The organism is Leptothermofonsia sp. ETS-13 (genome assembly GCF_049200465.1).
Classification (GTDB): Bacteria; Cyanobacteriota; Cyanobacteriia; order Leptolyngbyales; family Leptolyngbyaceae; genus Leptothermofonsia.
Genome location: NZ_CP120836.1, coordinates 1,552,474 through 1,578,912, shown reverse-complemented (window position 1 = coordinate 1,578,912; position 26,439 = coordinate 1,552,474). Strand labels below are relative to the sequence as shown.

General features: G+C 50.0%; 26 protein-coding genes and 2 pseudogenes. 21 read left to right on the top strand and 7 right to left on the bottom strand.

What is annotated here, in order from left to right; all coding sequences use genetic code 11:
- The first annotated feature begins 532 nt into the window (after positions 1 to 532).
- The 5 genes from P4D80_RS07085 (at position 533) to P4D80_RS07065 (ending at position 9,332) form a co-directional block, all read left to right on the top strand.
- Positions 533 to 2,623: an AMP-dependent synthetase/ligase gene (locus P4D80_RS07085; protein ID WP_421658282.1), complete on the top strand. Its 2,091-nt coding sequence runs from the start codon at positions 533 to 535 to the stop codon at positions 2,621 to 2,623.
- A gap of 211 nt (positions 2,624 to 2,834) precedes the next feature.
- Complete coding sequence (locus tag P4D80_RS07080) at positions 2,835 to 3,029, top strand: 3-hydroxyacyl-CoA dehydrogenase NAD-binding domain-containing protein (RefSeq protein ID WP_421658281.1); 195 nt, start codon at positions 2,835 to 2,837, stop codon at positions 3,027 to 3,029.
- Positions 3,016 to 5,178: a 3-hydroxyacyl-CoA dehydrogenase/enoyl-CoA hydratase family protein gene (locus tag P4D80_RS07075; RefSeq protein WP_421659499.1), complete on the top strand. Its 2,163-nt coding sequence runs from the start codon at positions 3,016 to 3,018 to the stop codon at positions 5,176 to 5,178. The genes P4D80_RS07080 and P4D80_RS07075 overlap by 14 nt, the downstream gene beginning before the upstream one ends.
- A gap of 140 nt (positions 5,179 to 5,318) precedes the next feature.
- Positions 5,319 to 6,500, top strand: coding sequence for a thiolase family protein (locus P4D80_RS07070; protein ID WP_421658279.1), 1,182 nt, complete (start codon positions 5,319 to 5,321; stop codon positions 6,498 to 6,500).
- A gap of 366 nt (positions 6,501 to 6,866) precedes the next feature.
- Positions 6,867 to 9,332, top strand: a complete 2,466-nt coding sequence (locus tag P4D80_RS07065; RefSeq protein ID WP_421658278.1) for an acyl-CoA dehydrogenase — start codon at positions 6,867 to 6,869, stop codon at positions 9,330 to 9,332.
- 335 nt (positions 9,333 to 9,667) lie between these two features.
- Here the strand turns inward: P4D80_RS07065 and P4D80_RS07060 are convergent, their stop codons facing one another.
- A complete protein-coding gene (locus P4D80_RS07060) occupies positions 9,668 to 9,865 on the bottom strand; it encodes a hypothetical protein (RefSeq protein WP_421658277.1) in 198 nt (65 codons plus the stop codon).
- Positions 9,866 to 10,499: 634 nt separating this feature from the next.
- Positions 10,500 to 11,915 carry an AAA family ATPase gene (locus P4D80_RS07055; RefSeq protein WP_421658276.1) on the bottom strand — a complete coding sequence of 472 codons (1,416 nt, stop codon included), beginning with the start codon at positions 11,913 to 11,915 and terminating at the stop codon, positions 10,500 to 10,502.
- 158 nt (positions 11,916 to 12,073) lie between these two features.
- Between P4D80_RS07055 and P4D80_RS07050 the strand changes: the two genes are divergently transcribed.
- The 5 genes and pseudogenes from P4D80_RS07050 to P4D80_RS07030 all read left to right on the top strand — a co-directional run bounded on the left by P4D80_RS07050 (position 12,074) and on the right by P4D80_RS07030 (position 13,368).
- Positions 12,074 to 12,298 carry a hypothetical protein gene (locus P4D80_RS07050; protein ID WP_421658275.1) on the top strand — a complete coding sequence of 75 codons (225 nt, stop codon included), beginning with the start codon at positions 12,074 to 12,076 and terminating at the stop codon, positions 12,296 to 12,298.
- 117 nt (positions 12,299 to 12,415) lie between these two features.
- A complete protein-coding gene (locus P4D80_RS07045; RefSeq protein WP_421654754.1) occupies positions 12,416 to 12,682 on the top strand; it encodes a hypothetical protein in 267 nt (88 codons plus the stop codon).
- An 89-nt stretch (positions 12,683 to 12,771) separates the two neighbouring features.
- Positions 12,772 to 13,039: pseudogene (locus P4D80_RS07040) on the top strand (IS1 family transposase); the annotation flags it as partial.
- 22 nt (positions 13,040 to 13,061) lie between these two features.
- Entirely contained in the window at positions 13,062 to 13,217 is a 156-nt protein-coding gene (locus P4D80_RS07035) for a hypothetical protein (RefSeq protein WP_421658273.1), read from the top strand.
- A complete protein-coding gene (locus P4D80_RS07030; protein ID WP_421658272.1) occupies positions 13,195 to 13,368 on the top strand; it encodes a hypothetical protein in 174 nt (57 codons plus the stop codon). The genes P4D80_RS07035 and P4D80_RS07030 overlap by 23 nt, the downstream gene beginning before the upstream one ends.
- 255 nt (positions 13,369 to 13,623) lie before the next feature.
- Here the strand turns inward: P4D80_RS07030 and P4D80_RS07025 are convergent, their stop codons facing one another.
- Complete coding sequence (locus tag P4D80_RS07025) at positions 13,624 to 13,869, bottom strand: hypothetical protein (protein WP_421658271.1); 246 nt, start codon at positions 13,867 to 13,869, stop codon at positions 13,624 to 13,626.
- A 170-nt stretch (positions 13,870 to 14,039) separates the two neighbouring features.
- Here P4D80_RS07025 and P4D80_RS07020 point away from each other — a divergent pair, with 170 nt between their 5' ends.
- Positions 14,040 to 14,486, top strand: a complete 447-nt coding sequence (locus P4D80_RS07020; RefSeq protein WP_421658270.1) for a CopD family protein — start codon at positions 14,040 to 14,042, stop codon at positions 14,484 to 14,486.
- Positions 14,487 to 14,685: 199 nt separating this feature from the next.
- On the opposite strand, the gene P4D80_RS07015 is transcribed toward P4D80_RS07020, so the two are convergent.
- Positions 14,686 to 14,850, bottom strand: a complete 165-nt coding sequence (locus P4D80_RS07015; RefSeq protein WP_421658268.1) for a hypothetical protein — start codon at positions 14,848 to 14,850, stop codon at positions 14,686 to 14,688.
- An 8-nt stretch (positions 14,851 to 14,858) separates the two neighbouring features.
- Here P4D80_RS07015 and P4D80_RS07010 point away from each other — a divergent pair, with 8 nt between their 5' ends.
- Entirely contained in the window at positions 14,859 to 15,698 is an 840-nt protein-coding gene (locus P4D80_RS07010; protein WP_421658266.1) for a YwiC-like family protein, read from the top strand.
- Between the two features lie 33 nt (positions 15,699 to 15,731).
- Here P4D80_RS07010 and P4D80_RS07005 read toward each other — a convergent pair whose 3' ends face one another.
- On the bottom strand, positions 15,732 to 15,974 hold the full coding sequence (locus P4D80_RS07005; protein ID WP_421658265.1) for a helix-turn-helix domain-containing protein: 243 nt from the start codon (positions 15,972 to 15,974) through the stop codon (positions 15,732 to 15,734).
- 280 nt (positions 15,975 to 16,254) lie between these two features.
- A complete protein-coding gene (locus P4D80_RS07000; protein WP_421658264.1) occupies positions 16,255 to 16,548 on the bottom strand; it encodes a hypothetical protein in 294 nt (97 codons plus the stop codon).
- Positions 16,549 to 16,743: 195 nt separating this feature from the next.
- Between P4D80_RS07000 and P4D80_RS06995 the strand changes: the two genes are divergently transcribed.
- The 5 genes from P4D80_RS06995 to P4D80_RS06975 all read left to right on the top strand — a co-directional run bounded on the left by P4D80_RS06995 (position 16,744) and on the right by P4D80_RS06975 (position 21,000).
- Complete coding sequence (locus P4D80_RS06995) at positions 16,744 to 17,541, top strand: MlaE family lipid ABC transporter permease subunit (protein WP_421658263.1); 798 nt, start codon at positions 16,744 to 16,746, stop codon at positions 17,539 to 17,541.
- A 96-nt stretch (positions 17,542 to 17,637) separates the two neighbouring features.
- Positions 17,638 to 18,030: a DUF3119 family protein gene (locus tag P4D80_RS06990; protein ID WP_421658262.1), complete on the top strand. Its 393-nt coding sequence runs from the start codon at positions 17,638 to 17,640 to the stop codon at positions 18,028 to 18,030.
- A gap of 155 nt (positions 18,031 to 18,185) precedes the next feature.
- The gene (locus tag P4D80_RS06985; protein ID WP_421658261.1) at positions 18,186 to 19,511 is read left to right on the top strand and encodes a DUF3086 domain-containing protein; all 1,326 of its coding nucleotides are present in this window, start codon (positions 18,186 to 18,188) and stop codon (positions 19,509 to 19,511) included.
- A gap of 140 nt (positions 19,512 to 19,651) precedes the next feature.
- Complete coding sequence (gene plsY / locus P4D80_RS06980; RefSeq protein WP_421658260.1) at positions 19,652 to 20,338, top strand: glycerol-3-phosphate 1-O-acyltransferase PlsY; 687 nt, start codon at positions 19,652 to 19,654, stop codon at positions 20,336 to 20,338.
- A 392-nt stretch (positions 20,339 to 20,730) separates the two neighbouring features.
- On the top strand, positions 20,731 to 21,000 hold the full coding sequence (locus tag P4D80_RS06975) for a hypothetical protein (RefSeq protein WP_421658259.1): 270 nt from the start codon (positions 20,731 to 20,733) through the stop codon (positions 20,998 to 21,000).
- 64 nt (positions 21,001 to 21,064) lie between these two features.
- Here P4D80_RS06975 and P4D80_RS06970 read toward each other — a convergent pair.
- Positions 21,065 to 21,788, bottom strand: a pseudogene (locus P4D80_RS06970) (IS1 family transposase).
- Positions 21,789 to 22,442: 654 nt separating this feature from the next.
- On the opposite strand from P4D80_RS06970, the gene P4D80_RS06965 reads away from it, so the two are divergent.
- The 4 genes from P4D80_RS06965 to P4D80_RS06950 all read left to right on the top strand — a co-directional run bounded on the left by P4D80_RS06965 (position 22,443) and on the right by P4D80_RS06950 (position 26,436).
- The gene (locus P4D80_RS06965) at positions 22,443 to 23,231 is read left to right on the top strand and encodes a WecB/TagA/CpsF family glycosyltransferase (protein ID WP_421658258.1); all 789 of its coding nucleotides are present in this window, start codon (positions 22,443 to 22,445) and stop codon (positions 23,229 to 23,231) included.
- A 96-nt stretch (positions 23,232 to 23,327) separates the two neighbouring features.
- The gene (gene gmd, locus P4D80_RS06960; protein WP_421658257.1) at positions 23,328 to 24,407 is read left to right on the top strand and encodes a GDP-mannose 4,6-dehydratase; all 1,080 of its coding nucleotides are present in this window, start codon (positions 23,328 to 23,330) and stop codon (positions 24,405 to 24,407) included.
- A gap of 35 nt (positions 24,408 to 24,442) precedes the next feature.
- On the top strand, positions 24,443 to 25,396 hold the full coding sequence (locus P4D80_RS06955) for a GDP-L-fucose synthase family protein (protein WP_421658256.1): 954 nt from the start codon (positions 24,443 to 24,445) through the stop codon (positions 25,394 to 25,396).
- A 59-nt stretch (positions 25,397 to 25,455) separates the two neighbouring features.
- Positions 25,456 to 26,436 carry a GDP-mannose 4,6-dehydratase gene (locus P4D80_RS06950; protein ID WP_421658255.1) on the top strand — a complete coding sequence of 327 codons (981 nt, stop codon included), beginning with the start codon at positions 25,456 to 25,458 and terminating at the stop codon, positions 26,434 to 26,436.
- Positions 26,437 to 26,439: the final 3 nt, after the last annotated feature.

Genomic DNA, 26,439 nt, shown 5'->3' with positions numbered 1-26,439 from the left:
TTAAACAGTAGTGCTAAAGTCTTTTCCAGAATAGGGGGCTACTGTTTATCGCTACCTGGTTTAAAGGAGCTTTTGAAAAGCAGAACTCAGTTATCAGAAGTCGGCATCTTAAAAGTCTGATGGCATCTTAAAAGTCTGATAAAGTTCCTTGTCCGTTTTTTTACAGTCGATCGCAATTTCTCAGTTGTCATTATCACCCTGTTAATTATGACTGAGAATAGATGACAAATTCTGTTTCTAGCGGTCATAAAAGTAAACTTTGATCATTGAGTCGCCCCCTTCATCTCAATGGATTTATGAATGGATTCATGACATTAAGTGCCCTCATTAATTGCTCTACTGTTGATCTCCTGGGAGTTTGGTAACAAACGATATATTGCCAAGTCTGAATCGATATTCAGAGATTTTGTTTGGGATGAAAGAGTAGCGTAAGATGCTTTTTCCTTGGTAAGCCAGGATAGTTCTTTCACTTTAGAAGCAATAACAAACAACTGTTAGTGAGGAGAAGAGTTTTTAGCTCTTCTTAAGGAAGATGGTATGGATTGAGAAGACTTACCAGGCTCCCCCGGACTTTGAAGGTACAGTTCTGGGGAAAACACTCCCTTTATTGCTAGATGAGGGGTGCGATCGCAGCCCCAATTCCCAGGCCTTCAATCAATGGACTGATAAAGGTTGGCAACCCCTTTCTAATCGGGAATTCCAATCGTCTATCGAAGCTGTGGCTCTGGGGTTACTGCAATTGGGTTTAGAAAAGGGCGATCGCATGGCTCTGCTGATGCACAGTGACGTCAACTTCTGTCTGGCTGATATAGCGAGCCTACTGGCAGGTTTCGTCAATGTCCCCATTGACCTGACCCAGACCCTCGAACACATCATTTTTGTGATTCAGCACAGCGAGGCTAAAACCCTGATTATTTCTAATCAGGACTTGCTGGAGCAAATTGCACCTTACCTCAAGGATGCTCCCAGTTTGCAACACATCATCATTGCTGACGTGTCTTCCAACTGGCAAGCGGAAAAAAAATCGACATCCCCTGTTGTTCAAGCAAAAAACCAGACCACTGAAGCAACTCCGGAATCGACCTGTCTGGATATTCCGATGATTCTCCATCCAGCCCATCCAGACCATTCCCACTCTCACCTTCCCCAGGGTATTCAGGTCTTTTCCCTGGATGAAATTCGTCATCAGGGACAGGGGCAAATTTCAGAGGTGCGATCGCGCCAACTACGAGCCGACCTTTCTCCCCAACAGCTAGCCACCATTATCTACATCCCAGACGAAGCTGGACAGCTTCAGGGAGCGATGCTAACCCACGAAAACCTTTCTGCCAATGCACGGGCTTCCTTTGCTCACATCACCGACCTGCAACATGGTGAAAAAGAACGAGTGCTTTCATTTTTGCCCCTTAACCACGTCCTGGCCCGCTGCATGATTTATGGGCACATCAACTACGGCCATTCCATCTACTTCTCCAACCCAAACCGGGTCATGAAACACCTGAAGGAGATTCGGCCCACCATTCTGACAACCGTGCCGCTTCTGCTAGAGAAGACCTACAGCAAGATTTTAGAAAAGGGCAACAAACTCAATTTGCTGGGGCGTATTCTCTTCCATTGGGCACTAAACCTTGCCAAACGGTATGAGTTGGGTCATCAACCGAAAGGGCTGTATGCCCTGATGTTGAAGCTGGCAGACTGGCTGGTATTGTCGAAATGGCGTGACGCCTTTGGCGGTCAGCTCAAGTATCTGATCTGCGGTGGAGCCGCCTTGAAAGCCGAAGTCGCAAATGCACTGGGGGCAGCAGGCATTGTCGCCATGCATGGCTACGGTCTGACCCAGGCCAGTGCCGTTGTTTGTTTTAATCGCGGCCCATTGAACCGGGCCGGAACCGTAGGAGTGCCGATCGCAGGCATTGAAGTGGCGATCGCCGAAGATCAGGAAATCCTGCTCCGCGGCCCCTACATCACCCAGGGGTACTACAAAAACCCCACCGCCACAAAAGCTCTGATTGATGACCAGGGATGGCTTCACACCGGCGATCTGGGCACCTTCACTGACGAAGGATTCTTAAAGATTACTGGTCTTAAAAAATCCCTGTTCAAACTTTCAACGGGTAAGTACATCGCACCTAAACCGATTGAGCAACAGTTGAAACAATCCCCACTCATTGCTCAAGCTGCGATTGTAGGTGCCGAGCAAAAATACTGCGGAGCCCTTATCTTCCCCGATCTGGAAGCTCTACACAGTTATGCCCTGGAAACAGGGATTGACCTGCCACCAGATGCCCTGCTCAAACATCCCTGCATCATTTCCCTCTACCGGGCACTGGTAGATGCCGCCAATTGCCACCTACCCTACTGGGCAGCCGTCAAGCGATTCCAACTGATCAACGCTTCCCTGAGTGTGGAAAACGAATTACTGAAACCCGGCGGCGAAATCAATCGCGTCCGCATCAATGAAGTATTTGCCCAGGAAATTAAAACCCTATTTAAAGACGAGACAAGGAAAGATGAATCTACTCAAGGCCGCGAAGAAACCGAACCAACTCCGGAGTCCGTGTGCCCCCCCCCATACCCATATCGACCTGCCCAACCTACGCGCGATCGCTCAATCCCCGCCTGACCGCCCTGGGTTTGCTGGTTGCGAGTCATTGGTCACTCGTCACGGGTCATTAACATGACAGAAGCAACAGGCAAAAGCGTGAGGGGGGAATGAGCTTGAGTTTTAAGTTTTGAGTTTTCCCCTCCCCCCTCCCCCCTTCTGGCTCCTGACTCCTGAATTCCTTCTTTTTTCCTTCTTCCCTTAACCCCCTCCTTAAGGAGAATCTTGAACCATGCACAAACCATTTCGCACCGCTGCTGTTTTGGGTGCTGGCGTGATGGGAACTCAAATTGCCGCCCACCTCGCCAACGCCGGACTGACCGTGCATTTGCTAGATCTGCCAGCTAAAACGGGTAACAAAAATGGTTTAGTTGAAGGAGCGTTTAAAAAAGCGCTGAAACAGTCACCCCCCCATTTTCTTTACTGAAAAAACGGCCCGTCGTGTCATTCCTGGTAACTTTGACGATCATTTCCACCGCGTTGCCGAAGTGGATTGGGTAATTGAAGCAGTTGTGGAAAATTTGGAAATCAAACAGCAGTTAATGCAGCGATTGGAAGAAACGATTCGAGAAGACACCCTGATTTCAACCAATACCAGTGGATTGCCAATTCACGCGATCGCCCAGGGACACTCCGAATCCTTCCGCAAACGATTTTTAGGAACTCACTTCTTCAATCCCCCCCGCTATCTCAAACTACTGGAACTGATTCCCACACCTGATACTGACCCCCAGGTACTGGAACAGATGAAGTGGTTTGGGCAAATCCATCTTGGTAAAGGAGTCGTTATTGCCAAAGACACCCCCAACTTCATCGCCAACCGGATTGGCATGTTCGTCACCATGCTGGGCATCAAAGCCTCGACAGAACAGGGCTACACCATTGAAGAAATTGACACCCTTACCGGAGAGATTGCCGGTAGACCCAAATCCGCCACCTTCCGCACCGCTGACCTGGTTGGGTTAGACACCCTCATGTACGTGGCCTATAACCTGTACCCGGCCATCCCCCACGACGAAAGTCGAGAAATGTTCCGCGTTCCCAAAGTGTTGAAAAAACTGGTGGAAACCGGAACGCTTGGTGCTAAAACAGGCCAGGGCTTTTACAAGAAGCAGGAGAGCCAAATTCTTTCCCTCAATCCCGAAACGATGGGTTACGAGGCGGCCAGACCCATCAATTTAGGAGACATCGAAGCCATTCGTAAAATTCCCGACCTAAAAGAACGTCTGCGTGCACTCTATAATGATCCGGGTCGGGCTGGAGAATTTTTCCGTCAATCAACCCTGGCAATTTTAAGCTATAGCGCCAACCGCATTCCCGAAATTGCAGATTGTGTCACCGATGTCGATCGCGCCATGCGCTGGGGTTTTGGTTGGGAACTCGGTCCCTTTGAAATCTGGGATGCCCTGGGGTTTGAGCGAGTCCTGGCCGATATGAAAGCGGCTAACATCCCAGTGCCAGAGTGGGTAGAAACCATGCAGCAAATGTGCGCCAAAAGTTTCTACAAAAACCACCATGTCTATAAATCTGAACTTCACTACACACCCCTGGAAACATCAACCGATGAGATCGATCTGAACATCATCAAAACCAATTCAGACAACGTTCTCTGGCAAAATCCCGAAGCCGCCCTGTTGAACTTAGGCGATGGCGTTGTTCTCTACGAATTTCGCTCTAAAGGAAATACCCTCAGCCTAAACGTCGTCAACGGTTTAGCAGAAGTTCTAGATCTTCTGGAAACCCGAAACTACAAAGGCATGGTAATTGGCAACGGCAGTGCCCACTTTTCTGGCGGCGCTAACCTGGCAGAAATGGGGATGATGGCGCAGTCGGGGCAGTTTGACGCGATCGCCCGCCTCATCGTTCAGTTTCAATCCCTCATGCAGCGCATTCACTATTTCCCGAAACCGATTGTCGCAGCCGTACAGGGACGGGCTTTAGGGGGTGGTTGCGAACTGGTGATGGCCTGTCCCCAGGTGGTAGCTGCCGCTGAAACCTACATTGGCCTGGTTGAACTGGGAGTGGGCCTCATTCCCGGTGCCGGTGGCATTATGCGAATGGTGGCACGGGCAACGGAACGGGCCTTGACCGAAACCCCCAGCCAGATTCAGCCATTCCTGCGCCAGGCCTTTGAAACCATTGCCATGGCTAAAGTCTCCAATAGTGCCTACGAAGCCCAGGAACTGGGGTACCTGCCCTGCAACGCCCGAATTGTTATGGATGGCGATCGCCGCCTTGCCGTTGCCAAAGCCGAAATTCTACACCTAAGCCAGATCGGCTACGCTCCACCGCCAGAACAAAACTCCATCATGGTGTTGGGTCGCCCTACCAGAGCCATGCTGGAACATGCCGCCTACGTCTTTAACCAGGGAGGCTACGCCAGCGAATACGATCGCTACCTCGCCGGTCGTCTCGCCTATGTTATGACTGGTGGCGAACTCACAGCACCTTCCCTGGTACCTGAAGAATACCTGTTGCAACTCGAACGGGAAACCTTTATCCCGCTCCTAAGCCAGCCCAAAACTCAAGAGCGCATTGCCTACATGCTCAAGACCAAGAAACCGTTGAGGAATTAGTCGGTCCGATGGTGAGGGGGTAGGGGGTGAGCTAGAAGGGGCTGGGGGCCAGGTGTCAAGATGCCAGAAATCAAAACTCAAAACTCATCCGCTCCCCGCCGTATCACATTCAAAAGCATTCAAAGGTGGAAATAATCACTATGAAAGAAGCGTACATTGTCAGCAGCGTGCGGACAGCGGTTGGAAAAGCGCCGCGTGGAACCCTCCGCAACATGCGTCCCGATGATATGGGAGCCATTGCCGTCAAAGCGGCTATCGACAAAGTCAATGGACTGCAACCCGAACAGATCGATGACATCATCATGGGCTGCGCCTTCCCCGAAGCCGAACAGGGCTTTAACCTGGGGCGGGTCATCGCGCAGCGGGTTGGACTGCCACCCACCGTTGCAGGCTGCACCGTTAACCGTTTTTGTGCCTCCGGTTTGCAGACCATCGCCATGGCAACCCAGGCTATTGAAACCGGACAGGCAGAAGTCATCATCGCCGGGGGTGCCGAATCCATGAGCCTGATTCCCATGGGTGGGCACGTCATGGTTCCCAACCCAGAATTAATGGCCGACGCGCCCCAGGCTTACTGCACCATGGGTCTGACCGCAGAAAACGTTGCCCAGCAATTTCAGGTTTCCCGCGAAGACCAAGACGCCTTTGCCCTGCGATCGCACCAGCGGGCGATCGCAGCCATTGAAGCCGGACGCTTTGACGAAGAAATCATTCCCATTCCCGTCAGCGAAACGTTGTATATCGACGGCAAACCCCAGGCAGTGAAAACCATTTTCCACGTCGATGAAGGACCCCGTGCCGACACCAGCCTGGAAGCCCTTGCCAAACTGCCCCCTGTCTTTCGCGTTGGTGGCACAGTAACAGCGGGTAACTCCTCCCAGATGTCCGATGGAGCCGCCGCCACAATTGTCATGAGCAAACGTATGGTCGATGAACTCGGCATTGAACCCATGGGGCGTTTAATCGGATTTGCCGTCGCCGGGGTGCCGCCCGAAATTATGGGAATGGGTCCCGTGGAAGCTGTTCCTAAAGTATTGAAGCAGGTAGGACTGAGTCTGGATGATATAGGCTTGATTGAACTCAACGAAGCCTTTGCCGCCCAATCCCTTGCCGTCATTCGCAAATTGGGACTCAACGAAGACATCCTGAACGTCAACGGAGGCGCGATCGCCCTTGGCCACCCCTTAGGAATGACGGGCGCAAAACTCACCGCCACCATTCTGCACGAAATGAAGCGGCGTAGTATTCGCTATGGGTTAGTCACGATGTGCGTTGGCGGTGGCATGGGTGCTGCGGGAGTGATTGAGAACTTGATGATTTAATCGACAGGGTTTCATCTCTCTTTTACGGTGTATCTATATCTCCGATCTCATTTGAAACTGGCTCCGGGGGACTCACTCCCTCCCAAAGGGTTTTCTTCGGCGCAGCGTCGCATAAAATCCTTTCTACCTTTTGCGAGCCTGACTCTCTCAACCCCCCGCAAGGGTCTGGCATCGGGCTTTCTAATCAAACGCGACGAACATCAGTCGAAACTCCTCCATACCCCCAAATCAGAGATTAAGTCCTTATAGGTAAGACTGCGATCGCCCTTCACCTTTTCCCTCTCACCTTGAATTCAAACTCAGAACTCAAAACTTAGAACTCCCCAATCCCCCTTCCCTTCTAACAACTCCTTCAAAACCATCATTATGATTCTTCAGCCATCAATTACGACTCCTACATTGATTCTCTTTCTGGTTGCACTTGGGTACATTGGCGTTCCCCTGTGGGCATGGTCACTGTATTTTGCATTGATTCTGGGTGTGTTCCAGGCACCCCTCTGGAGTTGGATACTTTTTGGAGCTATTGCAGTTGTGCTCAACCTGCCTATCCTGCGCCGCACACTCCTGACTGCCCCCGTAATGAAAGGCATCACAGCTTTAAACCTATTGCCAGCCATCTCTGAAACGGAAAAAGCGGCGATCGAAGCTGGAACCGTCTGGATTGATGGAGAATTCTTCTCTGGCGTACCCAATTTTCAGCGGCTGAACAGTGAACCCTACATCGCAATGACGTCCGAAATTCAGACTTTTTTAGATGGTCCTGTTGAACAGGTTTGTCGCATGGCAACCGACTGGGAAATTCATCGTCGCAAAGACCTGCCTCCCGAAGTCTGGGACTACCTCAAACAGGAGCGCTTCTTCGGCATGATGATTCCCAAAGAGTACGGTGGGTTAGGATTTTCCAACCTCGCCTATAGTTCCGTCATGGTGAAGCTGGCATCCCGCTCCTTCATCCATACCGCAACCGTTGGCGTCACCAATTCCCTCGGTCCCGCCAAACTGTTGCTTAACTACGGCACCCAGGCTCAAAAAAATTACTATTTACCCCGTCTAGCAAAGGGTGAAGAAATTCCCTGCTTCGCACTCACCGAACCCAACGCCGGGTCAGACGCCGCCAGCATTACCTCCGAAGGCATTGTATTCAAAGGAGATGACGGAAAGCTTTACATCCGGTTGAACTTCCGTAAGCGGTACATCACGTTGGGGGCGATCGCCACCCTGATTGGCCTTGCCTTTAAACTACGTGACCCCGAAAACCTGCTGGGCAGAGGCGAAAACGTCGGCATCACCTGTGCTTTAATTCCAGCTAATACGCCCGGTGTAATTCAGGCAAAACGCCACGATCCGATGGGAGTCCCCTTCTACAACTCCCCCCTGGAAGGGCGAGATGTGGTGGTTGCCGTCGATCAAATTATCGGCGGCGTTGAACAAGCCGGACAGGGCTGGAAAATGCTAATGCAGACCCTTGCCGCCGGACGGGGGATCAGCTTTCCGGCCAGTTGCACCGGAGTAGCCAAACTGGTAGCTCGCGTCACAGGTGCCCATGCCGTTGTGCGACGGCAGTTTGGTCTTTCCATTGGGCGATTTGAAGGGATTGAAGAACCCCTCGCCCGCATTGGCGCACTGACCTATTTGCTCGATGCTGCCCGCATTTACACCTGTAGCGCCGTTGATCAGGGAGAAAAACCCTCCATTGTTTCAGCGATCGCCAAATACGAATTCACCGAACTGGCCCGCAAGCTGGTTAACGACGGCATGGACATCCTGGGAGGATCAGGTATTTGCAAAGGTCCCCGAAACCTGTTGGCAAACATCTATACCGCCATTCCCATCTCCATAACCGTCGAAGGAGCCAACATTCTTACCCGCACGATGATGATTTTTGGCCAGGGAGTCATCCGCTGTCATCCCTATGTCTATCAAGAAGTGGAAGCCCTGAACCAGGGGGATGTTTTTGCCTTTGATCGCGCCCTCTGGAACCACATCGGCCTGATCGTGCGCAACAGCTTCCGCTCTGTCTTGCTCAACCTCTCCCGTGGTCTTCTGGCCCGTTCCCCCGTCACCGGCCCCACCGCCCGCTACTATCGTAAACTGGCCTGGGCATCCGCCACCTTTGCCCTGCTAACCGACCTCACCATGATCGCCCTGGGCGGTTCCCTCAAGCGCCACGAAAAGCTCACTGGACGCTTCGCCGATGTCCTTTGCTGGATGTACATGGGTATGGCCACCCTGCGCCGCTATGAAGCCGAAGGACGCCGACCCGAAGACATGCCCCTGGTTCACTGGTCGATGCAATATGCCTTCGCCCAAATTCAGCAAGCCTTTGAAGGCATCCTCAGCAACTTGCCAGTCTCCGGTCTGACCCCTCTCCTGCGGGGACCGATTCTGGCCTGGTGGCGGCTTAACCCAATTGGGGCCTTGCCATCCGACGAATTGGGTAGTCTGGTTGCCCAACGATTGCAAACACCGGGAGAGGGGCGCGATCGCCTGACCGCCGATATTTACATCCCCTCCCATCCTGATGAAGCCCTCGGTCGCCTGGAACAGGCATTCCGCCTATCTGCCCAGACAGAAGCCATCTTCAAAACCATTAGAACCGCCAGTCGCACCGGACAACTGCCCCAGACAAAACCAGAACAGTTAGTTGACGCCGCTCTCGCCGCCGGAATCATCACTGAAGACGCCGCCCACCTGATCCGAGAAACCGAGGTTGCCCGTAACGACGCCATCCAGGTAGATGCCTTTACGCTGGAGGAATACCATCAGGGCAGTCAGATGCCCTCTTCATCCGCTAGAGAGTATAGATTCATAACAGTAGAAACTGCACAGTAGGTAGTTAGGCGCAATTAAATTAAGGCTAAGTTCGGGGGTAGAGGGGGTGGAACAACCCCTGGCTGAGGGCGAAGCCCACACACCCCCTTTAAATCGACATTCCGCACTTCCAACTGGCACATCGAATATTTCAACGAAGCAATGGGACTTGCAGAAGCTCTGACCAGATGATTATCTCAATCAGCCATGGGCATTCTCAATTACAGCCCAATAGTACGCGTGAACTAAAAACGTGCATCCCTTATCGGAAGAAGCTTTCAAGCTTAAATATTTGAGTGTGACACTTAAAGTGCGGAATATAGGTTTAAAGCCAACGTCCTAAGCAACGGCGACAGCTATAACTGAATCAATTGCTGGGAGGGGGTCGCAGGGGTTGGGGTGGTCGGAGTAGTTGGAGCCTGGTTCCCCAACCGTTGCTGCCTCAGTTTTAAAAATTCTTCAGCGGCAGAATCCAGATTTTCTCGCTGTTCCTCACTGTACTCTTCAAGGCTGCGCCCCTGTCCTTGAATAGCCCGATGAATAATATCCAGCATACTGCCAGTTTGATTCCCCCCCCGATTGGAAAAGATATCCCCCCCCGGTTTGGATTCTGTAAATCTTCTAAGGGTTGAGGAGTAGAAGACCCAAATTGAGCTGCCACGGGTTGAACGTACCCGGCTGCAAAACCCACAGATGCCAGCAGACCTAAATACATCCAACGTTGATTTCTTATTGCTGAAAGAAAATATTTAATCATCTGCTTCAACTCCTCTAGTGGTTTGTCAGTATTAATTTTGCGTCCTGGATGAGTCACAGTGGTCATTCTGTGAGTTTTTAACTTACAAAATTAACTCACAAAATAAGTCTTGACAGACCACTAGCCCAAGGAACTATCAGAAAGAACTCAGCCGGACTTACTTCAATCAGGACGTTATCAAATGCAATTTTGCTCCCGATTTTGGTGACTATTCTAACACTGCGCTGAAAAGGAGAGTGGTTGATGAGGGGATGGGGTAATGGAGTTGTTAGTTGTTGGTTGTTAGTTGTCAGAGAAGTGTGAGGTGTAAGGTGAAAACTCAAAGCTTAAAATTCCCCACCCCATCACTCCATCACTCTTTTACTCCATCACTCATCCACTCATCTACTCCTGTCGCCTCTTCCTTCTTTCCTCTTTCCCCTTCCCTCTTCCTACTCCCTTTCCCTTTGCTGCGGCATCAACATTGCGGCAGTTGGAATATCTTCCGGCAGGATTTCTGTCAGCACTTCCCTGGTCAGAGAGGGCAGGACTGCCAGCCGATTGGCTTGCTGCTCAATGGTTTTCTCGAACAGGTTGCGGGCCAGGCGGGCATTGCCGAAAGTTCTGTCACGGGCATCGTAGAGCTCAGTGAACAGGTGATGTAGCTTTTCGTTGGCAGCTTCGGTTGGTTCAAAGTGGCTGTCTTTACAGAATTTGTTGAAGATGGCCACCAGTTCATCAGGTACATAATCTTTGAAGTAAAAGTAGCGATTGAAGCGGGATTTCATACCAGGGTTAGATTCCAGGAAGGTTTGCATTTCGTCGGTATATCCGGCAACGATAACCACGAGTCGCTGGCGATAGTCTTCCATGCGCTTAAGCAGAGTGTCGATCGCCTCCTGCCCAAAGTCCTGATCCGAACCTGTTTCCAGCGCATAAGCTTCGTCTACAAATAGCACTCCATCCAGGGCCGACTCCACCAGCTTATTAACCCGTTCGGCGGTTCCACCGATGTGGGAGGCAACCATTCCAGCGCGGTCAGTTTCCACCAGGTGTCCTTTCTCCAGAAAACTCAGCGCCTTAAAAATTCTGCCCATCAGTCGGGCGACGGTGGTTTTCCCGGTTCCCGGCGGGCCGCAGAAAACCGAATGCAGAGATACAGAGGTTTTTGCCAACCCCTGCTGGCTGCGTACCTGTTGGACTTTCAGAAAATTGGTCAGCGTTCGGACTTCGTTCTTAATGTTTTCCATGCCGATTAGCTGGTTAAGTTCAGCGAGGACTTTATCCAGGTCGTCGTTCTGGAGAATAGGGCTCCCGTCCCGTCCCTCCGCAGGTAGTTGAACTGAAGCATCATAGGTGTGCAGCAGTTTCCAGATCAGGGACAGGGCTTCTAAGTCTTGCAGAGTTCTTCTGCCATCGATTTTGACAATAACCTGTGCAAATCGATAAAGGGCATTGACTACCTGTTCCAGCAACCGGGTACCTTTTTCTTCATCCAGCCTGTTCAAAACCGTAGGCAACACAAACTGGTCCTTGGAGTTTTCGCCGTTTGCCAGTTCCAGAATCAGCCTCAGGCTCTCTTTCTCGTACTTCTGGCGAATTTCGACAGAAGTGTCCCACTGGTTAATAGCGACGTTAAGCTTTTCCCTGTCATCCTCAATCAGGGCGTAGAGGACCAGAAACGCCAGCAGTTCATTCGAGGTAATATCTCCTTTGCCCCGCCCACAGATTTGAACGATTTTTGCCAGGTCTCGCAGAATCAGTTTTTTGTAGTTGCCATCTATTTGTAATAGCGAAACCAGAACTTTATAGAGGTCACGCGCTTCTCGTTTCACTTCCCTGGTTTGCACAATTACTCCTGAATCCATCTCTGGTTGTCATGGTTCTCCCTGCTTATCGGTGAAAGAATAGCGCAAGCGACTCTTTCATTTCAAACAAAATCGCTGGAATATTGATTTTATCGATTGTGCGTCAGGTTAATGTGGGATTGGTAGAGTAGAAAAGAACCTTGACTAGAAGCAAAGCGATGGAATGCTCTCTATGCGGTCATAGTAAAGCTCATAAACATGGCAAGATGCCCAATGGTCATCAACGGTATCTCGGTCCTGCTTGCCGCCAAACCTTTTGTGAGGAGTTTGACAGTCTCTACTACCGTCGCCATGTCAGTCCTGAACAGATTCGCCAGGTTCTGCAAATGCATAGTGAGGGCAGTAGTTTACGAGGCATCAGTCGCACCAGTGGACTTGCCTAGTGGACTTGCCTACAATACCGTCGTTAGCATCGTGCGCTCTGCCAGCCAAAAAGCACAATTGGTGCATAACCAGGAGGTTCAATCCGTCAAGACGGAAGAAGTTTGTGCCGATGAGATGTGGTCATTCGTCTCAAACAACAGAAGCAATGCGCTAGCGAGGAATTGAAACGGGGAGACAGTTGGATTGGGTTGAGCCTTGCTCAATCTAGCAGCTTGATGCTCACCGCCTGCGTGGGTAAACACACCGATGAATTCATTGAGCAGTTAGTTGTGAACACTGAAGGAAAAACGGATTGCAAACAATTCAACACCGATGATTGGGGCAGATACGAACGAGTCTTACCGTCAGAGATCGGCCATTATAGCGGTAGTCATTATGGTTAGGACGGGGTGCAGGGGTTCCACCCCTAGCTGGGGGCGAAGCCCCCACTCCCTCTCTAATTCCAATGTCCTAACGCACCCGCGTAAAGTTATATATTGGCAAAGATAAAACACAGCGGTTAGAGCGGACAAATGGAACGTTAAGACAACAAACCGGACGATGGCATCGACGACAGACTAAGTTTAGCTAAGTTTAGCAAGGTCTGGGAACAAACTAAAGTAACCATACGGTTAGGCGTGAGTTATTTCAACTGGATTTGGCAGCATAGCCACTTCAAAACCACCGCTGCTCAGCGGGCGGGATTGACAACGCGCTCTTGGAACTGGCACGACATTGCTATATATCCCACATTAATCTGACGCACTATCGATTTTGTTTCCCATGATTCGTCAATTGGAAGCCAGCGATACATTGCCCATGTTCCACTGTGGCACGATTGCCAATCCAGTTCACCGCATGGAATTTGAACATGATGAAGCTGGAGTAGCCCTGGCACAACTGCGTCGACTTACCGATGAATTCACCCCGCCCCGATGAATTCACCCCGCCAGAGTGGGCGTGCAACACCTATCGCGCCCTGTTGGATGCGCTAGCTACCTTTGAGCAAGACATACACCAGCATATTCACAAAGAAAACAATGTGTTGTTCCCGCGTGCGATCGCACTCGAACACATCAAAGCCTATTAAATCAAACCTTGTTCCTTGAATAATTCTTTCAACTAAGTCAATATGATGCCAACTCTATTTCAAATGCATCCAGGCACTTTGATATGGGATATGCTGCGCCGCATCAGGCGTCACTTCATGAAAGTTATCGTTTTCTGGGTTCTTTTACTGGCGTTTTCGTTAATTTTGCAATATGGAGGAGTGGGGGCTTCGCCTCCGGAAGGGGGGTACCCTTTCCACTTCCCTCACAACGTTTATTTTGATCTACTAGCACTACTAGCAATAGAAATCACCATGACCAAGAACCACTTCACCATAATCAGGCACCCAGGCAATCCAAGTATTTGGTGTGTCTTGACAAAGCAACTTTGCCTCGTCGGACGCATATTCACTGGGGCGCTGGAGCAACTTTACCCAGGTATCCCGGTTATAGGTAATCTGACAAACCGGGTTCCAATCAGCAGCGATCGCGCCCTCTTGCTCAGCGACCAACGAATAGATTGAAGTTGTTTGCAAAGCCATAGATGTTTTCCGTCTCACGTCCAATCAAGATGATTCAAACTCTCTCGACATCCAGGAAAAGTAAATCAAATATTTTCTGTATTCATTTTTACAAAATTGAGTTGAGGTTCGACACTCCGCTGAAATAAATTAACAATTCCTGACACACACCCCATCGCAATCACCAACCGATGCTGTTCAAACTTCTGGTCATTCTGCATACCTTGGGAGCCACCGTCTGGACAGGTGGACATCTCGTTCTTGCCGTTACAGTGCTGCCTCAGGCATTGAAACACCGCGACCCCGATCGCATCCATCAGTTTGAAGAACACTTCGAGTACTTTGGGCTAATGTCCCTCCTGTTGCAAGTGATTACCGGGCTATGGCTCACCTGGACTTACTTTCCAGGTTTTCAAAACTTCTTAGCCTTCGACTCGTACCTGTCGCGATATATTGGAATTAAGTTGCTTTGCCTGCTGGGAACCTTAGCGCTCGCAATTCATGCTCGCTTCTTCATCATCCCCAACCTGACCAAAGAAAACCTCAATTCTCTGGCTTATCACATCGTTGGCGTAACCACCCTGGCTGTGCTGTTCGTCGTTGTCGGAGTCGGAATTCGGTTGGGCGGACTGGCATAAAGGCACTCCGCAACCTTCGATTTCTCCCGGCTGATATGGAGATGACAAAATGTACGAGCAATCCTCACGGCGATAGGCGTTGCTGAAAAGCAGTATGAATCGAAACTAAGCTTTATGCATACAGCATCTATTTCATACCCAAATTCAGCAACTTCATACCCAAATTCAGCAACTTCATACCCAAATTCAGCAACGCCAACTATTGCAATCCAGAAAGCTGAATCTTCAGACGGCACAATCGCTTTGGATAATTTTGAGCGTCGGTTAAAGGCTGTGAGACAGCAAACGCTGGATTGTCTGCAAAAAACGAACCAGGCAATAGCAGAACATTTGAACGGCTCAAACCCCTGATCGCACAGGTCATTATAGTTTATGACACCTTCTCAACCCAACCTCTCACAATCCGCTGCTATCCAATCTGCAGCTGCTGTTTCCCGTACCCCAGCCTGGTATCACCCGATATACTCGCCAGAGCATGGGGTTTATGTCATGTTATTTGTGTCTTTCCTAACAGGAGCCGCTGCTGCCCAAAAATGGACTTGGGCAACGACTCTGGCACTCATCTGTGCCTTTGCGGGGTTCCAAGCTGAGCATCCCTTGACGCTCCAGATTAAACAGCGCCGCAGTTGGAAATCTCGGTTTCTGGTTTGGGGTAGTCTTTATGCTGGCATAGCCTTAGGCATTGCAGTTTGCCTATGTCTGCAAACGCCTATGCTGCTTTGGTTGTACCTGGGGGCGATCGCGGCTTTTGTCATCGATGCAGTTTCGGTCTTCTATCGGCAACAAAAATCATTTACTAACGAACTGCTAACCTTTGCAGCTGTTTGTTTGGCAGCACCGTTTGCCTATATCGCCACAACGGGAACCTGGACACTATCGATGTTGGGATTGTGGCTCTTAAATACACTGTTTTTTAGTAGTAGCATTTTTACCGTCAAACTGCGTAAGCCCAAAACTGCATCACTCCTGCCAGGGTTGACTTACCATGTGATCGCCACTGGCATCATTACTGGACTCTGGTTCATTGGCTGGCTTGCACCGATCACGGCCATCGGTTTTGGTATCGCGCTGCTCAAATTGGGTCTGATTCTGGCATGGCAAGACTGGTATCGTACCACTCCGATTCAAAATGTTGCCATCCTGGAAACTTCTTCGGCCCTGATTTTTTTATTGATTGTGGCACTCTCACTCCTCCCGGCCCATCTCTCTTAGCTGGCTTGCAAGCTAGTGAGGGAAGGAAGCATTCTAAGCGATCGCTTCTGTGCGACTTTGTACATCTAGCTTGCGATAAATACTCTCCAGATGTTTGCGGATGGTGCTGGGGTGAACACCCAGATGTTTGGCGATCACTTGATTCGCTTCTCCTCGCATCACCCAAAACAACACTTTGGCTTCGCGGGCACTTAAGCCCAGTAACTCCAGTAATGGCAGGATCGATAGCGTGCGTTCCTGGAGTAAGTAAGAGGTAACGTCCTTGAACCGATTCAATGACTAATTGGATCACTAACTGTTGATCATTCTGCTCAATGGGTAAGGGCAAACAGGACATAGATCGGTCTAATGGTGGATCGGTCTAATGATTGAATGGAAGCAATTCGATTCTGACTCAGACCCCAGGCAAGGTGGGAATTGGTCCATCCCAGTATTTTACTGGGTAGACCTCAAGAAGTAATGATGAGCGGTGCTGTCCACCATCATTTCAAACTGAAAAATCATTATGATTTGAGCATTACCCGAAAAGATACCGAAGTTTAAGAGCCCCAATTTACTACCCGCCCCTTAGATTCTGATGACGGTAAAAAGCATAGGTGTCGAACAAAGCTCCAACCAGGCTACAGGTCAGACCAATAATCAGCATTCCCTCAACTGCATCGCCATTACCGAAGACGGCTAGAAAGTTGAGAATCTGGGTTACTCCAGCTTGGCTGAATGCATCAATGAAGGGAACTTGACCAACCACGTAAAAACTGATCAGCACAGTTCCAATCAGCACAATGGGCGCTGCGAAACTCAGGGCACCTGTTAGCAAAAGGGAACGGAGAAAGGTGGGTAATGTCATCATAAATTGATAGTAGGCTGTTTAAGCCAGGTCAACGGTATCCTAGTTCACACTGCTATCCTTTTTCACCTTAGAAGCGATCGCCCAAAATGCCCAGTAATTGCCAGAAATCTTAAATTAAAATTAAAAATCTTGGTGAAGGGTTGTGACACAAATCCCTGGTATTCTTTCTAACGTCCTATCTAAGTCTTCGCCCTGGTGAGTGAAACGCCGACTACTTATGGCTTACGAATGTGGAGTCAGCGCCTGCTGGCAGCCATTTTCCTGGGTGGGCAGGTCATGGTCCATCTACTGGCAGGTAAAATCCATCGACGCAATACCCTGGAGCAAATGGCAGTCGTGGGGCCAGAATCTTTACTAATTGCTCTCCTGACGGCGGCCTTTGTTGGGATGGTCTTTACCATCCAGGTGTCAAGGGAATTCATCAATTTAGGGGCAGGCAGCGCTGTGGGAGGGGTTCTGGCGCTTGCCCTGGCGCGTGAGCTGGCTCCTGTATTAACAGCCGTTATCCTGGCAGGGCGAGTCGGTTCAGCCTTTGCAGCGGAAATTGGCACCATGCGGGTAACTGAACAAATCGATGCACTATACATGCTAAAAACAGACCCAATCGACTACCTGGTAATTCCCAGGGTCATTGCCTGCTGTCTGATGTTGCCTCTGTTGACAATTCTCTCGCTGATCACTGGCATGATCGGTGGCATGTTTATTGCTCAAGCGCTATACGGAATTTCTAATAAAGTCTTTTTTGACTCTGCTCAAAATTTCCTGAGCGCCTGGGATTTATGCAGTGCACCCATCAAAGGATTTTTCTTTGGGGCATTGATTGCCATTATTGGGGCGAGCTGGGGTTTGACGACAACGGGGGGTGCAAAAGGAGTTGGGCAATCCACCACGACGGCTGTGGTTACTTCCCTGTTAGCCATTTTTATTTCTAACTTCTTTCTCTCCTGGGTAATGTTCCAGGGGCTGGGTAGCGCAGTTACACGAGGTTTATAACCCTCCTCTTTGCCGCCTCTTCTGCCGACGCTCGACCCTATAGAACCCTATAGAATAGAGGATGAACCTATCCGAACCTCAAAGCGAGAGTGAAGCGTGACAAGTACTGCCTCCCCTAATCTGCCTGGACAAACGGTTGAACTGTCTCCTAGCTATACTCTTGCGATCGCCCTGATACTGATAGCGATTCCTTTCGTGCTGATTCAGGTGTGGGTGGGGCTGGTGATCGCGCTTTTTGGCCTGTTTCTGCTGTTCCAGACCGTGACGATTCGCTTGCGGTTTACTGCAACGGCTTTGGATGTTTGCCGGGGTGAAACTTTAATTCGGCAATTTCCCTACCAGGATTGGCAAAATTGGCGTATTTTCTGGCCACCCGCACCCATCCTCTTTTATTTCAAAGAAGTTAAAAGCATTCACTTCCTGCCCATTCTGTTCGACTCCAAAACCCTGCAACACTGTCTGGAAACTCGAATTCCCCTCTCAAATTGAGATTGAATTTCTGGCGATCAGGTTTGCCTCCCCCTCTCACAGCCAATTCCACCCCCTCTCCCCTATCACCCTCTCTCCCCTTCCACCTTCTCACCTTACTAACAACCAACAACTAACAGCTCTCCTATCCTCTCTATCCCTTCTCCCACTCGGTCATGAACCCAGACGAATCCACAGCATTTCAACCGGACGAACCTGAAGAGCAATCAGCAAAACCATTTCAACCGTCATCCCAATGGGATGAGCCGTCCACTTCTACTGAACCAGAAGATCCCTGGTTGGAATCATTGGGGGAGAACGAATTTGCCTCTTCTGAACCAACGCCACCAACCACCGACGGGGAAGAGCTTCCACTGCTGGTGTTGCCCAAAATTGGGAAAAATCCTGTAGAACCTTTACCCAAAACCACTCCAGTTTCAGACGAAGAGCCTTTTGCTTCTTCTTCCACTCCAACTTCCAATCCGTTGATCGCCCCTCTGGGGCCTGCCAATCCTGCTCAGGTGGGTGAACTGGAACAGCGGATTGATGAATTGCAGCGCCAGGAGCGATCGCTCAAACAAGAAATTGAAGCCCTGGAAGCCACCCATGCCCAGCTCCGGGGGCAAATAGCAGAGGTTCAGGGCTCCCTGGGGCGTCTCGTCCAGGAAGGACTGAAAGAACTGGAACAGCGAAAGCAATCCTTGCAAATCAGCATAGAACAACTGGAACGCCGCCAGGAGCGCATTCGAGCTGAAATGAAGACGACCTTTGCTGGAGTTTCCCAGGATTTGGCGATTCGGGTTCAGAGCTTTAAGGACTATTTAGTCGGTAGCCTGCAAGACCTGGCCCTGGCCGCCGAGCAATTAGAACTGCCCAAACCATCGAAGCAACCCCCCAAACCAACGGCTACTGTAGACAACGAGATTCCTCAAACCTCCCCCACTCCCAAATTTGCAGAACAGAGTTTTCACGAGCAGACGCGCAAAATTCGCAACTTGCTGGATCAATACCGTAACCGTCCAGATTATTACGGCCCTCCCTGGCACCTCCGCCGGACTTTTGAGCCGATTCATGCTGAGCGCGTTTCCAACTGGTTCTTCACCCAGGGTGGGCGGGGTGCCATTCGCACCATGGGCAGCCGTCTGCAAAATATTCTGGTTGCTTCAGCAACCATTTCAATCCTGCACAGCCTGTACGGCGATCGCCTCCGCGCCCTCATCTTGGCAGAATCCCCCGAACGTCTGGGGGAATGGCGTAGAGGATTACAAGACTGCCTCGGCATTACTCGCAGTGATTTTGGGCCCGAACGGGGTGTTGCCCTGTTTGAAGACCCTGAGCTGATGGTACAAAAAGCAGACCGCAGCCTCAAAGATGGGTTCCTCCCCTTCATCATCATTGATGAAACCGAAGAGCAAATTAGCCTCTCGATTTTACAATTTCCCCTCTGGCTCGCATTTGCCCCCAATCCTCAGGTACCTTCCTCCTATCCGCGGGAATGGTAAATCCAAATGCTCTAATGGTTAAATGGTAGTGTTCTAAAAACATAGTTGCCATTTATAAAGACACGCCACGGGATCCCCAGATTCATCAGCCCCCAATCCCTAGCCCCCCAGCCCCTCTTACTCTCCCCTCTTTCTTTTCCATGATTTTCTGGTACGCGCTGAACGGATTACTGCTCGTTATCGCCTATCTCTTAGGCTCTATTCCAACCGGATACTGGGCAGGGCGACTGCTGAAAGGCGTTGACATTCGAGAATATGGATCCAGGTCAACTGGCGCTACAAACGTACTGCGCACATTGGGTAAAGGTCCAGCCGCCGTTGTATTACTTGTCGATATTTTAAAGGGAGCTGCAGCGATCGCCCTGGTACAGAGGTTTTACGCTCTGGACATCGTCAAACCTCTAATTCCCCCCGCTGTTGCTGCCACTGCCTGGATGCCCTGGATGATCACGATAGCTGGAATATTAGCCTTACTGGGTCATAGTAAGTCCATTTTTCTCAACTTTACCGGTGGAAAATCCGTTGCCACCAGTTTGGGAATCCTGCTGACCATGAACTGGATGGTGGGAGCAGGTACACTACTTGTATTTCTGATAGTACTGGCAATTTCCCGGATTGTTTCTCTCAGTTCGATTGCGGGGGCGATCGCTGTATGTGGATTGATGGTGCTCTTCGTCCAGCCCGTCCCCTACGTTTTATTCGCCTTTGTCGGAGGGCTTTACGTCATCTTTCGGCATCGCGCCAACCTCCAACGCCTTCTCGCTGGCACCGAACCCCGGTTAGGCCAGAAAGTTCCTGAGATCAGCAACCCGCCGTCTGCGCCGTAGTAAAAACTGGTACAGGTGATCCTTGAAGCATTTTTCAAAAATGATTCATTATTCTTAAAGTTGAATTGGTGTTTCTGAGAAACCCTTCCACTTTCTGGCCTCCTCTCCAGAAGTGACAACAGAAATCTGAATTACAACTTTTGATAGATGTTAGGGATAGGGGCAGCAACTGTTCTTTTCTTTGAAATATTAAAGAAAAGTTTCTGCTTCAACTGCCCCTTTGATTTGTACAATTAGGCAGCCTGTGTGTCCCTACCGTACAAGCAGTAGTTTGAATTACCCCTGTAGAATAAAGGTATCGCGACCATGACGATTGGGCAAGCAAGACGATTGGGCAAGCAAGAGGATTCCGCAGCGTAACCCTTGTTGATTTACCAGAAGATTTCTCTGGTATGGCAGCCTTGAAGAGACAGAAAACGCACGACTATACCCGCTACGAGCAGGGCGTTGATTACGTCTTTGAAGCTATAGAGCCTCATGGGACAAGAGGTTACCTGACCTGTCAAGGAAAAGGTGTCAAGCCTGGGGATTACGTCATCCTACGGCAAGGTAATGCCATTGTGCGGTACCAGGTTGAGAGAATTGATTATTATTCCTCCCCTTCAGACATGTGGCTAGCCTTACTAGTGCAAGACCAGTTGAAACGGAGCTTTCCTGAGTAAGTTGTCTGCCTAAGTAAGTTGTCTGGGTAGTACTAAATCTGGGTAGTACTAAATCTGGGTAGTACTAAATACGTAATGATGCGTTGTAGTGGTGGATGAAGTTCCACAGCAAGCCAATGTGATTGAACAGACACTTGGAAAAGGACAAACTGCGGCGGACAAAGCGCGAGACTCGCTGGCGCAGCGTGCAGTTGAAGCGCTCAATGTAGCTGGTCTGACCGCTCTGCTTGGTGCCCACCTGATGACGGTTCGCGGGCAGTACGCCTCGATAAGCCTCCCACTCATCAGTATAGAAGACCGCACATTGTCGATAGAGCGGTGGCAAAAATTCCCAAAGCGCTTGTGCCCTCTCGCGCCCCCTTGAACCAAGGTGCATACCAACGATTTCCCTGGTTTGGACATCGAGCGTTAGCCAAACCCACTGTTTGTTGCCTTTGGAATCAACAAATGACCACAGTTTATCGCATTGCACTTTTAGAGTGCCTTTTTTTGGGCTCGACGACAGTTTTTCTGGGGGTCTGAGCGGCTTTCATATTGACGGAATCTTGCAGCCATTGCTCTGAAACCTGCACGACTCGGGCAATCCCCGCCATTGAAATGCGCTCCAACAGTCAGCGATCAATCAGGGCACGGGTGCCTCATCAATGGTCTTATGGGTCGGGGGTCTTATGGGTCGGGTTCTCGACGAATTGGTAGCCGCACTGCTTACACAGGAAGCGCTGTTTGCTCGTGTGGATGTGTCTATTTTTAACCGTGTGTTTGGCTTGACCGGTGGGGCATTCAGGCATCGTCAGAAACAGATAGCTTCAGTTTCATCTGAACAAATCCATCATTACTACTTGGGTTCTACCAGTTGTCTGATGTCAGTGGATGGAACGATTGTACACCACGAAATTATTTGATACGGCATTCGTAGAAACAACAACTAGCGACACTCTAATCTCCTGACCGTGGATTCCCCGCATCGGTGTTATGTAAAGTCTAATTAAAGCAGTGTTATGTAAAGCCTGCCTAAAGCAGGAGTAAATTACGTGTGAAGCAACAGTGAAGTACATGGGTTTTCACGGAGAAATGCCCTAGAATTTGCTCTGACAAGAATATTCAAAGACCATGGTTCAACTTTCTTTTTTACAGGTCCTTTATCTCTTGAAAACAAGGATTAGAGCCAGTTAGAGACCAGATTCGCTCCTATATTTAGTTGAAGAGTTGACATCAGGTGAAAACTTTGACAACATTACGGATCTCTTCATCCCTGGTATCAAAAGGAACATTCAAATAAAATTTTACGGAGTAGTTTCGTCAGAGTGAACTTATCCTTTCGCATAAAGCATCAACCTGGCTCTTGCATTCAAGAACTTCAAACAATTATCCGTCGAAGATTGCCTGAAATACCCAAGACTTAAATCGCTAACACTTCTGGCTCCCTCGAGAGATACAAGGCTATGACTTTAGAAAACAACCCCCCGTTCCGGAGTGTCATTGGCTTTTCAGTAACCGCTCTACCTTTTGATGCTCAAATATCGCTCATCTTCCAATGGGCAAAAGACTGTCTTAGTAAGGTTGTCTGTATTGCAAATGTACACATGCTGGTTGAAGCATACCGGGACCCGAATTTTGCCGCCGTACTAAGGAGAGCGGATCTTGTCACTCCTGATGGCATGCCACTTGTATGGATGTTACGACTATTGGGCGTCTCCAACCAAGATCGAGTTGCTGGGTTAGATGTCTTTTCAGCTTTATGCGAACGAGCAACCAAGGAGAACGTCAGCATTTTCTTTCTAGGTTCCCATTCCGCTATTCTCGAAAAAATGAGAGCCCGGCTTGAGAAAGAATTTCCAAACCTCAAGATTGCAGGTATGGAACCACTACCATTTCGCCCTCTGAATAAGTGGGAAGATCAGGCAATTATCGAGAGGCTAAATGATAGTGGGGCAGGTCTGGTTTTTCTGTCATTAGGATGCCCAAAGCAAGAAGCCTGGATGGCCGAACACAAAGATCGGGTTCAAGCAGTCATGGTTGGGCTGGGTGGAGCCTTTCCCGTCTACGCCGGAATTCACAAACGTGCTCCCCGCTTAGTGCGCTCATTGGGCTTTGAGTGGCTCTACCGTCTAGCACAAGAGCCCCGCAGGCTTTGGGGCCGGTACAGCACTACAATCCCTATTTTTATTTGGTTAGCTCTGAAGCAGTTGTTGACCTCTGCTAGATCAACACCAACTCACGACCTTTCATGAAGAGGCTCGTCAGTCTAATTGTGTTCCCATCGCTGAATCTATCAATTCAAACTTTCAGTTTCTGTTCCACTAAAGCAATACTTTGGGTTAATGATAATGACTGACCAGAAGCGAGCACTCATCACCGGAATCACAGGGCAAGACGGCTCCTACTTGAGCGAGTTCTTGCTGGAGAAAGGCTACGAAGTGCACGGCATCATCCGCCGTACCTCCACCTTCAACACCGACCGCATCGACCACATCTACGAAGACCCCCACCAGCTCGATGCCCGCCTCTTCCTCCACTACGGCGACCTCACCGACGGCACCACCCTGCGCCGCATTCTGGAAGAAGTCAAACCCGTTGAAATCTATAACCTCGGTGCCCAATCCCACGTCCGCGTCAGCTTCGATGCCCCCGAATACACAGTTGATTCCGTCGGCATGGGCACCCTGCGCCTGCTGGAAGCCATTCGCGACTACCAGCAGCGCACGGGCATCCAGGTCCGCTTCTACCAGGCCGGTTCGTCTGAGATGTTCGGCAAAGTGCAGGAAATCCCGCAGAAAGAAAGCACCCCCTTCTATCCCCGCAGTCCCTATGCCTGCGCCAAGGTCTATGCCCACTGGCAAACGGTCAACTACCGCGAGTCCTATGGCTTGTTTGCCTGCAATGGCATTTTGTTCAACCACGAGTCGCCGCGGCGAGGAGAGACCTTTGTCACCCGCAAAATTACCCGCGCCCTAGCTCGTATCATCGCCGGGCAGCAGAAGAAGCTGTACCTGGGCAATCTCGATGCTCAGCGGGACTGGGGCTACGCGAAGGACTATGTGCGAGCAATGTGGCTAATGTTACAACAGGAAGCGCCGGATGACTATGTGGTGGCGACAGGGGAGATGCATTCGGTACGGGAGTTTTTGGATCTGGCGTTTGGGTATGTGAACCTGGACTGGCAGGAGTATGTGGAGTTTGATGAGCGGTATTTACGACCGGCGGAGGTGGAGTTGTTGATTGGGGACCCAGCGAAGGCGAAGGCGAAGCTGGGCTGGGAGCCGTCAGTGACGTTTGAGCAGTTGGTGTTTCTGATGGTGGAAGCAGACCTGAAGGCAATGGGTCTGGTACCGCTCAATGGCGGTGTTGCTCAACAAATCAGGGATATTGCCACAGTTCGGCAGGCGGTTGGTAGTTCAGCTGTTTGATACAGAAATCTCAATCATGCAAGTGAGGCACTCCGGTGGTAACAACAACAGAGTTTGATCTCAAAGGCAGGCGTATTCTAGTAACGGGTGGTTCGGGGTTTCTGGGGAAACAGGTGGTCAAGCAACTGTGCCTGGCTGGAGCAGACCTGGAAAAAATTACGGTGCCGCGATCGCGCCAATGCGACCTGCGTGTGATGGCAAACTGCCAGCGCGCTGTTGACCAGCAAGACCTTGTCATCCACCTCGCTGCCCACGTCGGTGGCATTGGCCTCAACCGCGAAAAACCCGCCGAACTGTTCTACGACAACCTGATGATGGGCGCTCAACTGATCCATGCCGCCTATGAAGCGGGCGTGCAAAAATTCGTCTGCGTCGGCACCATCTGCGCCTATCCCAAATTCACGCCCGTTCCGTTCAAAGAAGAAGACCTGTGGAACGGTTATCCCGAAGAAACTAATGCGCCCTACGGCATCGCCAAGAAAGCCCTACTGGTGCAGCTCCAGTCCTATCGGCAGCAGTATGGGTTTGATGGCATTTATTTATTGCCGGTGAACCTGTATGGCCCGGAAGACAACTTCGACCCCCGTAGTTCTCATGTAATTCCGGCCTTAATTCGCAAGGTATACGAAGCAAAGCAGAGAGAAGACAGGCAAATTCCAGTATGGGGGGATGGAAGTCCAACTCGTGAGTTTCTCTACTCAGAAGATGCAGCACGAGGAATTGTGATGGGTGCTCAGTTCTACAGTGAATCAGAGCCAGTTAACCTGGGTACAGGACATGAAATCCCCATTAGAGATTTGGTGAGATTGATTTGTGAACTGATGGAATTTGAAGGTGAAGTTGTTTGGGAACCCGACAAGCCAAACGGCCAGCCTCGCCGTTGTCTGGACACCGAACGAGCGAAGCAAGCTTTTGGCTTCGTTGCTCAAATGGATTTTAAGCAAGGCTTGAAAAATACGATTGATTGGTACCGTCAGCATGTTGCTTAAAGGTCATCGAACGCCTCTTTCAAGCACCCAATTGCATTTCTTAGGGAAATCAGTTAGTGATGAAAAAAGCCCTTATCTGTGGGGTCTCTGGTCAAGACGGAGCCTATTTAGCTCAGCTACTTTTAGCTAAAGGTTACAGCGTCTGCGGTACATCTCGTGATGCCCAAGTGTCTTCTTTTCAAAATCTCGTGCGTCTAGGAATCCGGGACCAGGTTAAGTTAGAGTCGATCGCACTCAATGATTTTCGGAGTGTTTTACAGGTATTGACCAAAATTGAGCCAGACGAGGTCTATAACCTGGCGGGGCAAAGTTCGGTAGGTCTCTCTTTTGAGCAACCTGTAGAAACCCTGGAAAGTGTGGCAACGGGTACTTTGAATTTGCTAGAAGCTATTCGCTTCTTAAAGCGCCCCATCAAGTTTTACAATGCTGGCTCCAGTGAATGCTTCGGTAATACGGGAAACCTGGCTGCCGATGAAACCTTTCCCTTTCGTCCCTGTAGCCCCTACGGGGTTGCTAAGTCAGCAGCCTTCTGGGAAGTGGTAAATTATCGAGAAGCTTACGGATTATTTGCCTGTTCAGGCATTTTGTTTAATCATGAATCGCCTCTACGCCCAGAACGATTCGTCACGCAAAAAATTATTTCGGCGGCCTGTCGAATTGCAGCAGGTAGCCAGGAGAAGCTGCTCTTAGGCAATATCGGGATTGAGCGTGATTGGGGATGGGCACCAGAATATATTGAAGCCATGCACTTAATGCTGCAACAAGACGAACCGGACGACTATGTGATTGCTACAGGTGTTTCACATAAGCTGGAAGATTTTGTTGCAAAGGCTTTTGCTGAATTTCAGTTAGATTGGCGAGATCATATTGTCATTGATGAAAGCCTATTTCGCCCTTCCGAAATTATGGCAGGACGAGGAAACCCGGCAAAAGCTCATCAAAAATTGGGGTGGCAGGCTAAATACGCAATGCCTGATGTCGTTCGGATGATGATTCAAGAAAAAAAGAATGGATTCCTGGGAAGCAACTGTTTGGAGTAGGCT